Consider the following 12,813-nt stretch of genomic DNA (forward strand, 5'->3'; position numbering starts at 1 on the left):
GTCCACTGACGATGACTGCCGCTTCCCCCGGTCAGACCGAAACCGGTCCACCGCCGCCTCCGCCCTCGACTCCCTCGACCCCGGACCCCACGGCCGATCAAGGCCACCTTCCCGCCAAAGGCCTTGCCCGGGCCAGCGCGATCATGGCAGCCGGAACGCTGGTGTCCCGGGTGCTCGGCATCGTGCGCACCGCGCTGCTGGCGGTGGCGATCGGCTCGACCACGCTGGTGGGCGATGTCTTCGAGAAGGCCAACACGGTCCCCAACGTCGTCTACCTGCTGCTCGCCGGCGGGATGTTCAACGTGGTCCTGGTCCCGCAGCTGATCAAGGCCGCGCGGCGCTCGGATCGGGGCGCCGACTACACCTCCCGGCTGCTCACGCTGACCATCACCGTGCTGGCGGCGTTCACCGTGCTGCTCACCCTGGCGGCATATCCGATCATCCTCACGCTGACCCGCAACTGGACCGAACCGATGCTCGCGCTGGGCACGGCCTTCGCGATCTGGACGCTGCCGCAGATCTTCTTCTACGGGCTCTACGCGGTCACCGGCCAGGTGCTCAACGCCAACGCCCGCTTCGGCTGGTACATGTGGGCTCCGGTGCTGAACAACCTGATCGCCATCGGGGTGATCCTGAGCTTCATCATCACCTTCGGCCAGTACGCCGCCAGCGACGATCAGCTCACCGAGTGGACCGCGCAGCAGACCATCTGGCTCGCAGCGGGCCACACCGTGGGCATCATCGCCCAGGCGCTGCTGCTGCTGTGGCCGCTCTCCCGGCTCGGGCTGCGGCTGCGCCCGAAGTTCGGACTCAAGGGCATGGGCCTGGCCTCCACGGGCCGGATCGCCGGGTGGACCCTGGTGACGATGCTCATCGGCAACGTCGCCAACCTGCTCTACATGCGGCTGATCTCCGGTGCGACGGCCACCCGTGAGGAGATGGGAGAACTCGGCGCCTCGGTGCCCGGGGAGTATGCCGCCAACGTCGCGGAGCTGATCGCGATCCTGCCGCACTCGGTCTTCGTGCTCTCGATCGCCACGGTGCTGTTCAACCAGCTGGCCCGCGCCATGGATCTGGGCCGCTACGGCAGGGCCCGGGAGATCATCAACGAGGGGCTGCGGATCTTCGCCATCCCGGTGATGTTCTGCATGGTGGCGGTGCTGGTCCTCGCCGGCCCGCTGGGGCGGATCTTCGGCGGCGCCGCGGCCGACGCCAACCTCGCCGGCGCGGCCATCGGGCAGCTGCTGGTGCTCCTGGCTCTGGGCATGCCCTTCCGCTCAGCCAGCTTCTACCTGATGCGGGTCTTCTACTCGGCCGAAGACGCCAAGACCCCGATGTTGATCTACGCGATCATCGCGGTGGTGGGGCTGACCACCGCCTACGGCCTGGCCGGGGTCATCCCCGAAGAGCAGATCCCCTACCTGGTGATCGGGCTCTTCACCGCGCTGCACATGCTGCAGTACCTGATCTGCCACCTGTTGGTGGTCCGGCGCTGGGGCGGCTTTGACTTCGCCTCCGTGCTCAGCGCGTATCTGCGCTCCGGAGCCTGCGCGGGTGTGGCTGGACTCGCCGGCGCCGCCGTCCTCTGGCTGCTCGGCGGCTATGACTGGGGCTTCGCCTGGGACTCCATCTTCACCGCGGTGATCAGCTGCGCCGTCGTCGGTGTGGTGATGGCGGTGGTCTTCGTGCTGATGCTGCGCTGGCTGCGCGTGAATGAGTTCACCGCGGCGATCGCGCCGCTGGCCAGGCGAGTTCCCGCACTGTCCCGCCTGGCCCGGTAGGCTTGACCACGATGTGAAGCTGGTCGCCTGAGTTGGGCGCCAGGATGTTTCCCGGACCGAGGAGGACTTGTGGCGCAGCCTTTCGGCGTCGGCGATGTAGTTGGTGGGCGGTACCGCATCACCCATCACGTGGTGACGTCAGCTGATCAGGACATCGTCTTCCAGGCGAGCGACGAGGTCCTCGACCGAGACGTCAGCATCCTGCTGGCCTCACGGTCCAACGCCAAACAGGTGGCCACCTCCGCGCGCGAACTGGCGATGGGCTCCCGCGACTCCGACGTCCAGGTGCTCGATCTCGGCCTGGCCGAGGAGCGGACCTACCTGATCTCCTCGCTGGTGGATCCAAACACCCTGCTGGATCTGGTGGTGCCTGACACCGCGCCCTATGTGGAGCCCTTCTTCACCGATTCGCTGGGCTCCGAGCTCTTCGGACAGTCCCGCGTGATGGAGCCGGAGACCTACGAGGACGACGACGAGTACTACGCCGGACTGCATGTGGGCTCCACCGATGACCGGCCCGAGGATCACGCCCGACGCTTCCGCCGGCGTCGGCCCGCCTTCCTGGACAAGGTCTCTGACTCGCTGAACCGCCGGCTGAACACCGAGACCGACGCCGCCGCCCTGGCAGTCGCTGAGGGACAGGCTGAGCAGGGCCGTGCGGCCGCCGCAGCGTACCTGCGCAGCGACATGGAGGTCACCAGCGCAGACCCCGCAGCCGACACCCAGGAGGACTTCTCCGGCACCCGGGACACCGCCGCCCCCGCCGCCTCGGGTGCTTCTGCCGCATCTTCCCCCGCCCCAGGCTCCGAGTCCACGGTCTCGGACGACTCCAGCGCCGCCGCGGGTGCGCCCACCGAGGACGAGGCCGCCTGGGTCGCCGAGCACGGCGACTCAGCCGCTGCCGCCGAGCCCGCTGAGATGCAGGCCTCGGAGCTGCCCGACGGTGACGAGGTCGTGGACAACCCGCCGGACTCACTCGTCGATGACTACGACCTGCCACCCGCCCCGGCCCGCGCCCCGCTTCCCGGGCCGCCCAGATCCCGGCGACTCAGCGATTCGGTCTCCTTCACCGGACTGATTCGACCCGTCCCCCGCGTCGAGGACGAAGCGGCCATGCAGGCCTCCGCAGCGGCCGCTCCTGCGCTGGACCTTTCCGGCGCGGCGCGCGTCGAGCGCCCCGGCTCCGAGTCCGCAGGCCCTCCTGCTGTGGCCGCCTCCGGCGCAGCCGCAGGTCCGCCGGCCGAAGAGCCCAGCGACACAGACTTCAAGGACGAGAAGCCCGGCATCGGCCGCTGGGTCACCGCAGCAGCGCTGGCGGCGCTGCTGGTGGTCGCCGCGGTGATCGTGTTCCTGAACCTGCGCGGCGGCGAGACGCCCGACACCGCCGCCGGGCAGGATCAGGTCGACGGGACCGAGGACGCCCCCGCGGAGGAGAATGGGGACGCAGAAGGTGACCAGGAAGGCTCCACCGAGGAGTCCGCCCCTGACGAAGACGCCGGAGTGGAGCCGGAGATCGCGAACATCACCCGCGTGGTGCCCGACTCTCCAGACCTCATCGCCGACCGCGACGCTCAGCTGGCCAATCTCTTCGACGGGGACACCTCCACCACCTGGGTCACCCTGTCCTTCGCGACCGCTGATTTCGGTGGATTCAGCTCCGGCGTCGGCCTGGTGGCTGAACTCGAGGAGCCCGCAGAGGTCTCCGCGGTCACGCTCACCCAGGAGGGCGGGTCCTCCGGGGGATCCTTCGAGGTCCTGGTCAATGACACGCCGAGCTTCGAGGGCGCAGAGAAGGTCGGCGACGGCACCCTGAACTGGAACGAGACGACCGTGGAGGTCGAGACCGAGGGGGAGGCCGCCTACGTGATCATCAACATCACCGAGCTGCCCAGTCAGGACGACCCCAACGCCGCTGGACTCCCCTTCAGCACCGAACTGGCCGAGATCAGCCTCGACTGACCCCGGTCCGCTCAGTGGGGTCCCGCGCATCGCTCCAGTAGGCTGGCGGGTGATGGAATAGGTTGAACATCGATGATGTTCAATATTCCAGACACCACGACCGTTGCTAAGGACATGTGATTGTGACTGAACAGACCCCTGACCAGGTTCACGACGTGGTCATCATCGGCTCCGGCCCTGCTGGCTACACCGCGGCCGTCTACATGGCTCGCGCAAACCTCAAGCCCATCATGCTCACCGGCTCTGTGACCGCCGGAGGGGAGCTGATGAACACCACCGACGTGGAGAACTTCCCCGGCTTCCCCGACGGCATCATGGGCCCGGACCTCATGATGAACATGGAACAACAGGCCCGACGCTTCGGAACCGACATTCGCCACGAGGACGCCACCGAGCTTCTCCTGGACCGGCCGATCAAACAGATCACCACGGGCGCCGGAGACGTGCTGCATTCCCGCGCGGTGGTGCTCGCCACCGGCTCGGCCTACCGTGAGCTGGGCGTGCCCGGCGAGAAGGCACTCTCCGGCCACGGAGTCAGCTGGTGCGCGACATGCGACGGGTTCTTCTTCCGGGATCAGAACATCGCCGTGGTCGGCGGCGGCGATTCCGCCATGGAAGAGGCGCTGTTCCTGACCAAGTTCGCCTCCAAGGTCACTGTCCTGCACCGCCGACAGGAGCTGCGCGCCTCACAGATCATGATCGATCGGGCCAAGGCCAACGAGAAGATCGAATTCATCTGGAACACCGAGGTCACCGAGGTCCAAGGTGAAGGCAAGGTCAGCCGCCTGATCCTTCGCGACACCACCACCGGCGCACCCTCATCCCTGGATGTGACAGGTCTCTTCGTCGCTATCGGTCATGACCCACGCACGGAGCTCTTCAAAGATCAGATCACCTTGACCGAGGACGGCACGGCATGGGTCGACGGACGCAGCTCCAGGACCTCGCTGCCCGGCGTCTTCGCCGCCGGCGACGTCCTCGATCCGACCTATCGTCAGGCGATCACGGCCGCAGGTTCTGGCTGTGTGGCTGCCCTCGACGTCGAGCACTGGCTCGCGGACACGCTGAACTCCGACGCGGCCGAAGTGCCCTCCCCCCAGACTCACACCTCACCTGTACCGCTCTAAGGAAGGAGATCTCTATGTCAGATCTCAAGAACGTCACCGATGCAAGCTTCGAGCAGGACGTCCTGAAGGCCGATAAGCCGGTCCTCGTGGACTTCTGGGCCGAATGGTGCGGCCCTTGCCGCATGTTGACCCCGATCCTCGAGGAACTGGCCGCTGAGAACCCCGAGAAGATCGAGGTCGTCAAGGTCAACGTGGATGAGAACCCAGGCACCGCCGCGAAGTTCGGGATCACGTCGATCCCCGCTGTCTACGCCTTCAAGGGCGGCGAGCATGTCCAGTCCTCCATCGGCGCCAAGCCGAAGCAGGTCCTGGAGCAGGAATTCGCCGACCTGCTGAAGTAGGCGCTCGTCGCACTTCGTGAGGCCGAACAGGTGGGGCCCGGAACGCATCAGCGTTCCGGGCCCCACCTGTTTCACGTGAAACCCGGCCGGCTCATCAAGACTCGGACTTCATGAACGAGAACCGATCATCTCCATCAAGCGGTGCAGATCGTCGATGGAGCCGAAGTCGATGGCGATCCGGCCCTTCTTCGCCCCCAGGGTGATCTTGACCTGGGTGTCCAATCGATCGGTCAGGGCGTCGGAGAACTCCTCCAGCTGGCGCACCCGCGGACTCTTCGCCCGCTCACGGCCGAGATCGCCGCTGCCCAGATCGCGCTGCGCAAGCGTCACGGCTTCTTCTGTGCCGCGCACCGAGAGTCCCTCCGCCACGATCCGTCCGGCCAGCTGATCCATCTGCTCCTGAGACTTCAGCCCCAGCAGAGCGCGCGCATGTCCCGCGGAGAGGACCCCGGCGGCGACTCGCCGCTGCACGCCGGGGGGGAGCTTCATCAGCCGAAGGGTGTTGCTGATCTGCGGGCGAGACCGGCCGATGCGCTCGGCAAGTTCGTCCTGGGTACAGTTGAAATCATCGAGAAGTTGACGATATGCAGCTGCTTCCTCCAAAGGATTGAGCTGTGATCTGTGGATATTCTCTAAAAGAGCGTCGCGGAGAAGGTCGTCGTCGGCGGTCATCCGGACAATCGCCGGGACCGTCTCGCGGTCTGCGGCCTTCGAGGCTCGCCAGCGTCTCTCGCCCATGACCAGTTCGAAGAGATCAGGACCCGCCGGACGCACCACGATGGGCTGCAGCACACCGATCTCGCGAATAGAGTGGATCAACTCATCCATGTGCTCTTCGTCGAATTCCTGGCGCGGCTGACGCGGGTTCGGCACGATGGCGTCGACCGAGATGGATCGAAACTCTGCACCGTCGACAGATCCGCCGGTTTCACGTGAAACAGAGCTGGTCCAGGCCCCCTCCGGCACAGATGCGGTCTCGACTTCCGCTGTGGGACCCGTTTCCTCGCCGACGTGCTGCTCAGCAGTCGAGCGTGGATCCGTGGCTGCAGCAGGCTTCGCGGCGGCAGGCTTGGCACCCGCTCGGGACAGCACATCTGGCATCGGTGCCCGCTGACCAGCCGTCGCGCGACGCGACGTCGTGCCTGGCTTGGAGATCGTGGCTGATTCCCGGGCAATGACCTGTCGATCGAGGTCTGCCTTCGCCGAGAAGAACACGTCGATGGGGCGAGGAGCAGCGGGACGCGACTCGCGCGTTTCACGTGAAACCTGCTGGGCAGGTTCCCAGGAGCCGTTCGGAGCGACCGATTCCACGTCTTCAGTCGCCTCCGTCTCCCGAACCGGTTCGACGACCTCAGCCGGCTCAGCCGGCTCAGCCGGCTCAGCCGGCTCAGCCGGCTGGGCTGCCTGGGCTGCCTGGGCTGCTTCCGCTTCCTGAGCGTCACTATTGATCAGTGCGCCCAAGCCTCGACCAAGACCGCGCCGCTTTCGTTCTGCCATTCGGCAGCCTCCTAGGAGATAGAACTGGAACCGCTCAGTGTGAATGGCGGCGACATCTATTCTACGGAGCAAACAGGTGCGGATGGGCCAAGCGAGGGCCAATGGGTGGGAGTTTCACGTGAAACGCCGCGCATCGGCGGAACGCGGCGTTCGAGTCGAGAAGGTCAGTTGTATAACCCCTGTTCAGACCCAGTTGATGGCCTTCTTTGCGCTCAGCAGTCCATCCGTCGGCCTGACAAGACCCTGGCGTCCATCAGCCGGTCGGCGTGTTCCACGTGAAACACCCCATTGTCGCTGCGGTCAAGGGAAACGGGTGCGCTGCGGGGCTGGTTTCACGTGAAACGCCGCCGAATACCGGATCGCAGCGTTACAGTCAGAGATCCGGGTGGCGGAACCTTTCTCGACGCCACCGATGGAACCTTCTGGACGCCAGCGCGTCGACCCTCAGACGAATGAGGCTCAGCCGTCCGAAGATTCTTCGGCGTGTTCCACGTGAAACGTATCCGCGGCGGGGCGGTCGAGAGAGTAGAACACTTCCACGGGCTGGTTGCACGTGAAACGCGCGCAGACGCCCCTGGCGCGGCACGATCGTCAGCGTCTTCTGCTGTTCTGCCCGGGCGGGTCGCTGGTCGCGAGGCCAACCGGTGGTCACGGCAGCGAGGGTCCCAGCCGAACAGTGACGCCGGTTCAATTTGCCGTCTGTGTGTTCCACATGGAACCACATAGCCCGTCGACTGCCTGAGTCAGGGCAGCCTGGCTCAGACATGCATGGGTTTCACGTGAAACGAACGCAGATCGCATCGCCATGGGCACAAGAGCCGCTGATTCTCGGCCTCCAAGACGCGCGAGCTGATCAGTGTCGGTTGATGATCCGCCAGACCGCCCGGCTGACTCCTTGGAGACACACCGACGGTCGTCGGGGTCCCGGGGATCCACGGTGCACCGCAGTGACCAGCGCAGGAACTAGAGCATGCGCGTGAGGGTCAAAGGGCGTTTCACGTGAAACAGGGTAGTCGAATCGTCGCGCCACGAGCGCGAGATTCGGTCACGCACCACAGTAAGGCTGCTCAGAAACAACAATCGTTCCAGGTCAGGAGCGCTGCACGAGCTCAGCAGCGGCCTCAAGGTAGGCCAGGGCGCCGGTGGAGGAGCGGTCGTAGGTGATCACCGTCTGCTGGTACGAAGGAGCCTCGGAGATGCGCACGCTGCGCGGAATGACGGATTTCAACACCGACTCGGGGAAATGCTCGCGCACTTCTCCCGCGACCTGGGATGCCAGGTTTGTGCGACCGTCATACATCGTCAGAAGAATCGTGGAGACCTTCAGAGGCGGATTCAGGTGCTTCTGGATCATGCCGATGTTGTTCAACAGCTGACTCAGTCCCTCCAGCGCGTAGTACTCACACTGGATCGGAATCAGGACTTCCTGGGCGGCGACGAAGGCGTTCACAGTCAACAGTCCGAGGCTGGGGGGACAGTCGATGAAGACGAAGTCCAGTCGCTCGAGGCCGTTCTCCTCGCGATACCGGTAGTACTCGGCGAGCGCGCGGGCAAGCCGCTGTTCCCGAGCAACCAGGGAGACCAGCTCGATCTCGGCACCGGCCAGGTGGATCGTGGCCGGCACCACCTGGAGTCGAGGCACGTCCGGGCAGTCAGCGACGACATCGGCGAGGGCGAAATCCTCGATCAGCACGTCGTAGACGGAATCGGTGTCCGCCGAGTGATCCACGCCCAGGGCTGTGGAGGCGTTTCCCTGCGGGTCGATGTCGATCACCAGCACGTTGAATCCCTGATCGGCCAGTGCGGCGGACAGGTTCACGGTGCTTGTGGTCTTGCCGACCCCGCCCTTCTGATTGGAGACGGTGATGGCCCGGGTGTGGCTGGGGCGGTTCAACTCAGTGGTCGTGAGTTTCTTGCGTCGGCGATTCTCGTCCGCGAGTTCAGCAGCCAGGGGAGAGGACGCGGCGAGGGACTCCAGGATCGAAGAGCCCTCTGCAGTGCTCGCGGCTGCTTCGGCGGCCTTGGCGGCACCACTGGTTTCACGTGAAACGCGCTTCTCCTGCACGGGCCATCCTTTCCTTGTCATGACTGGAGCACCTGGCGGTGCCCATCACCCCGGAGAGACCGCGGCGTGGGCACAGATACGAGTCTAGGCCACTGCCGTCACCTGGCACCCCCCGCGCCTTTGGAGCGGCATGGGGTCGAGCAGGACCCTGGATGAGCCGAAGCTAGCGCGGTCCGGCGGACCGACGGCGGCAACGCACCACCGTGCTGGGCTCCTCAAGGAGGCCCTCGCCGAGAAGCTCGACGGTGGGGTTTGCCAGCTTGTGCTTGCTGAAGGACTTTCCGGCCGCGGCGATCTCCCCACGGGCGCTGCGTCCCTTGATGAGCATCAGCTCGCCGTCGTCATCGAGCAGCGGAACCGTCATGGGCAAAAGCTTTTTTAGTGCTGTCACGGCGCGAGCGGTGACCACATCGGCCATGACCTCGTCAGTGACTTCCTCAGCGCGTGCCCGGATGAGCTGGACGTTGTCGAGCTCGAGATCCTGGACCACGGTGCTGAGCCACTCGACTCGGCGTTCCATGGGTTCGATCAGAATGAACTCGACGTCGGGGCGCGCGATGGCCAGGGCGAGGCCTGGAAGGCCCGCCCCTGTGCCGACGTCGGCGACCGTGGTCCCTGCCGACAGCTCAGGGCCCAGCACAGCGCAGTTGAGCACATGCCGCGACCACATGATGGGAACCTCCCGCGGACCGAGCAGGCCATGCTCGATGCCGGTGGAGCACAGGTGTCCCACGTACCGCTTCGCCAGGTCCAGGCGCTCACCGAAGAGCGTCTCTGCAGCGCGCTGCTCCTGCTCGGTGAGCTCGGGAGCCTCGAGCGACGGTCCCTGTCCGGGGACCTCCGGCTCACCGAGCTGGGCGTCGTTGATCTGCTCGGCGATGGCTGCTTCGCGGTCGTCCTGGGGCTCACTCATGACTTGCTCCTTGGGGGAAGAACCGGATCCTCGGCTGTTCTGAGCTGCGGCGTATCGGACGCCAGCGGCAGATGGACGCGCTCAGGCCGGTGAGATGACCACGTGGCGGCGCTTGCCTTCACCCTCGGACTCGCTGATGAGTCCAGAGTCGGCGACGAAGTCATGGACGATCTTGCGCTCATAGGCACTCATCGGTTCCAGGTGCTCGTCCTCACCGCGGTCCCTGACCTTGGCGATCGCGCTCTCGGCCTGCTCCTTGAGCTCCTCCTGGCGCTGGTCGCGGTGTCCCGCGATGTCCAGGATCAGCCGAGTCCGCTCGCCGGTGGCGGTGAGCACGGCGAGCCGAGTCAGCTCCTGCAGCGCATCGAGGACCTCGCCGCGGTGTCCGACGAGGTCATCGAGGTCTTCGCCGCCGTCTTCGGTCACGATGGAGACGTACGTGCGTCCCCCGCGGACCTCGATGTCGATGTCACCGTCCAGATCAACGATGTCCAGCAGCTCTTCGAGATAGTCAGCGGCGATGTCACCCTCGTCGGTGGCACCTCCAGCGGCGGGCTTGTCGCCCTCAGCATCATCCCTGGGGGCCTCTGCATCGTCGCTGGGGGCCTCGGCGGCCTCGTCGCTCACCGGAGCGGCTTGACCCGCTGCGGCGGCGCTGTGCTGCTGTTCAGACGGCGCATCCTGCTCGGGGGTCGAGTCCTGCTCGGGGGCGTCCGTCTCGCTCAGCTGGGTCTCGTTCTCGCTCATGGCTGCTACTTCTTCCTCTTCTTCTTCTTTGCAGGCTGGGAAGTCTGCCCCAGGTGCTTTCCAGTCGGCTTGGGCTGCTCGGCAGCGGGCTTGGGCGCCTCATTAAAGGGCGGCAGTCCGCGCGCGGCGCGGCGCAGGTTGAGTTCCTTCTCCGCCAGCGACCCGGGCGTCGGGTTGTTGCGGATGACCCACCACTGCTGACCCATGGTCCAGAAGTTGGTGGCCGTCCAGTAGACGAGCACGCCGACGGGGAAGTTCACGCCGCCGACCACGAAGACCAGGGGCAGCACGTAGAGCATCATCTTCTGGGTCTGTGCGAACTGTCCGGTCAGGGCCGCTTCGGACATGTTCTTGCTCATCAGCTGCTTCTGCGTGAAGAACTGCGTGGCGACCATGGCCACGATCATGACCGAGGTCAGCGCGATGACGTCCCAGCGTGTGGGGTCCACGTTGAAGGCCGGGAGGAAGATGTCCGACATCCCGACGCCGAAGATCTCCGAACCGTCGAAGCTCTGGACCTCTGCCGCGCTGAGCGCGCCGTAGCCCTCGGCCTGGTTCTGCTCCTCTCGCATCCGGTTGAGCATCCAGAACAGTGCGAAGAAGATCGGCATCTGCGCGAGCAGCGGCAGGCACGTCATGAACGGGTTCACGTTGTGCTGTTTGAACAGCGCCTGCTGCTCCTGCGCCATCTGCTGGCGCGAGACCGGGTCCTTCTTGCCCTTGTACTTGGCCTGGAGCTTCTGCACCTCGGGCTGGATGATCTGCATGCCGCGCTGCGACTTGATCTGCTTGACGAACAGCGGGATCAGGATGATGCGGATCACGAGCACCAGCAGGACGATGGACAGCACCCAGTTCCATCCTGAGTCGAACGGCAGTCCCACCGCGGTCAGAAGACCGTGGAAGGTGCTCAGGATGAAGGAGACGGCCCAGGTGAAGGGCCACATGATTGTGTCGAAAAAGCCCATGGATCTCTCAGATGTCGTGGCCAGGCGTCATGCGAAAGCAGCCTGCCGGCTCGAGGGCGACGATGGCATCAGTCATCGTCGCCGCGGGGTATAGGGGGGTGGTTTGTCTCTATGATCGTCGGTACTCCACCCTGCGGCCAAATCCTTGCCGTGGGTGGAACCGGGTCGACTCCACCACCGGTGAAGGGATTGCAGCGCAGAATCCGCCAGAGGGTCAGTGGAATGCCGCGGGTGACCCCGTGAGCGGTCACCGCTTCCAACCCGTAGGCGGAGCAGCTCGGATAGAAGCTGCACACCTGACCGTACAGGGGAGAGATGACTTTGCGGTATCCCCGCAGCAGCCAGGCCAGCACGATGGAGGGCGCCGCGCGGATCCACCCCCAGCATCCGCGGCGCAGCTCGGCCTCGGTGACTGCCGATGCGGGAAGACCGGGAGACTCCCCCTTGTCCACGTAGAAGTCTCGGTGTCGGACCCAGCCCGCGCTGCCTGCGCGGTGACCCTGGGGGCCCTCGTGGTCCGAAGCCTCCTCCGGGTCCGAAGCCTCGTCCGGGTGCGAGGTCTCATTCACATCTGGAGCATCGTTCACGTCCGGGCCGCCCTGCGCAGCGACTTCCGCTGGGCGCGCTGGGCTGCTCCGAGCACCTCGGCGCGCAGCTGCGGGTGGTCCAGGGCCGTGATCTCAGGGAAGGCGCGGATCACGATGTCCAGCGAGTGCCCTGAAACGGGCTCGAGCGCCTCTTGGCGCATCAGGTCCATCACGATGTGTCGCAGTCGTCGCTGGACGCGATGTCGCACCACAGCATTGCCCACGGCTTTGGACACGACCAGCCCGCAGCGCCAGGACCGGTGATCCACCGCAGCGTCATCCGGGCGCGGCAGGACCGAGACCATGAGCCCGCTGCCGCCGGCGCGCGACCCGAGTCGCATCGCGGCGCGATGATCTCGGGAGGAGGTCAGACGGTGTTCCTTGGGAAGCACAGCTGGTGACCTTCCTTCGGTGCGGACGATATGGTGCGCTGGATGTCCTCGGGCGTGCACCCGTGCGTGGATGCACGAACGGCCCGATCCCTGATTGATGGGACGGGCCGCGGTGTCGGTCCTGCAGCTGTGCGCTCGGACCGGCTGACCAATTGGTCAGCGTGAATTGCTCTGAATCAGGCCGAGAGTTCCTTGCGGCCCTTGGCGCGGCGGGTCGAGATGATGGATCGGCCGGCACGGGTGCGCATACGGGAACGGAAGCCGTGCTTGCGGCTGCGACGGCGGTTGCTCGGCTGGAAAGTCCGCTTGCTCACTGTGTACTCCCACTTGGATGGTTTGAAGTCATTGGGGCCCCGGAAAGTATCTGCGTGCAGGCACGGCAATACCCTGGGGCGACCTGCCAACACTAGGGGTTTTTTCCATCCGCCGTCAAGTC

General features: G+C 65.6%; 12 protein-coding genes. 4 read left to right on the plus strand and 8 right to left on the minus strand.

Annotated elements, in window-relative coordinates; translation table 11 throughout:
- Positions 1–11 precede the first annotated feature (11 nt).
- From murJ to trxA, 4 genes are all read left to right on the plus strand, one after another.
- Positions 12–1,781 carry a murein biosynthesis integral membrane protein MurJ gene (gene murJ / locus LSI54_RS06300; protein WP_241465688.1) on the plus strand — a complete coding sequence of 590 codons (1,770 nt, stop codon included), beginning with the start codon at positions 12–14 and terminating at the stop codon, positions 1,779–1,781.
- A 69-nt stretch (positions 1,782–1,850) separates the two neighbouring features.
- Complete coding sequence (locus LSI54_RS06305) at positions 1,851–3,740, plus strand: hypothetical protein (protein ID WP_241477971.1); 1,890 nt, start codon at positions 1,851–1,853, stop codon at positions 3,738–3,740.
- A 116-nt stretch (positions 3,741–3,856) separates the two neighbouring features.
- The gene (gene trxB, locus LSI54_RS06310; RefSeq protein ID WP_370642740.1) at positions 3,857–4,867 is read left to right on the plus strand and encodes a thioredoxin-disulfide reductase; all 1,011 of its coding nucleotides are present in this window, start codon (positions 3,857–3,859) and stop codon (positions 4,865–4,867) included.
- Between the two features lie 14 nt (positions 4,868–4,881).
- Entirely contained in the window at positions 4,882–5,208 is a 327-nt protein-coding gene (gene trxA, locus LSI54_RS06315; RefSeq protein WP_241465685.1) for a thioredoxin, read from the plus strand.
- A 108-nt stretch (positions 5,209–5,316) separates the two neighbouring features.
- Here trxA and LSI54_RS06320 read toward each other — a convergent pair whose 3' ends face one another.
- The 8 genes from LSI54_RS06320 to rpmH form a co-directional block, all read right to left on the minus strand.
- Positions 5,317–6,705: a ParB/RepB/Spo0J family partition protein gene (locus LSI54_RS06320; protein WP_241477972.1), complete on the minus strand. Its 1,389-nt coding sequence runs from the start codon at positions 6,703–6,705 to the stop codon at positions 5,317–5,319.
- 1,090 nt (positions 6,706–7,795) lie between these two features.
- Positions 7,796–8,683 (minus strand): ParA family protein, encoded by an 888-nt coding sequence (locus tag LSI54_RS06325; protein ID WP_274616131.1) that lies wholly within the window; start codon positions 8,681–8,683, stop codon positions 7,796–7,798.
- Between the two features lie 250 nt (positions 8,684–8,933).
- Positions 8,934–9,683, minus strand: a complete 750-nt coding sequence (gene rsmG / locus LSI54_RS06330; RefSeq protein WP_241470797.1) for a 16S rRNA (guanine(527)-N(7))-methyltransferase RsmG — start codon at positions 9,681–9,683, stop codon at positions 8,934–8,936.
- Positions 9,684–9,764: 81 nt separating this feature from the next.
- A complete protein-coding gene (locus tag LSI54_RS06335) occupies positions 9,765–10,430 on the minus strand; it encodes a Jag family protein (RefSeq protein WP_241477973.1) in 666 nt (221 codons plus the stop codon).
- Positions 10,431–10,435: 5 nt separating this feature from the next.
- The gene (gene yidC, locus LSI54_RS06340) at positions 10,436–11,398 is read right to left on the minus strand and encodes a membrane protein insertase YidC (RefSeq protein ID WP_241465680.1); all 963 of its coding nucleotides are present in this window, start codon (positions 11,396–11,398) and stop codon (positions 10,436–10,438) included.
- Positions 11,399–11,466: 68 nt separating this feature from the next.
- Positions 11,467–11,985, minus strand: coding sequence for a membrane protein insertion efficiency factor YidD (gene yidD / locus LSI54_RS13165; RefSeq protein WP_342357802.1), 519 nt, complete (start codon positions 11,983–11,985; stop codon positions 11,467–11,469).
- Positions 11,982–12,377, minus strand: a complete 396-nt coding sequence (gene rnpA / locus LSI54_RS06350) for a ribonuclease P protein component (protein WP_241477974.1) — start codon at positions 12,375–12,377, stop codon at positions 11,982–11,984. The genes yidD and rnpA overlap by 4 nt, the downstream gene beginning before the upstream one ends.
- Before the next feature lie 176 nt (positions 12,378–12,553).
- Positions 12,554–12,691 (minus strand): 50S ribosomal protein L34, encoded by a 138-nt coding sequence (gene rpmH / locus LSI54_RS06355; RefSeq protein WP_083504652.1) that lies wholly within the window; start codon positions 12,689–12,691, stop codon positions 12,554–12,556.
- Positions 12,692–12,813: the final 122 nt, after the last annotated feature.

Origin of the sequence: Nesterenkonia sp. AY15, assembly GCF_022565855.1 — a bacterium.
Classification (GTDB): Bacteria; Actinomycetota; Actinomycetes; order Actinomycetales; family Micrococcaceae; genus Nesterenkonia.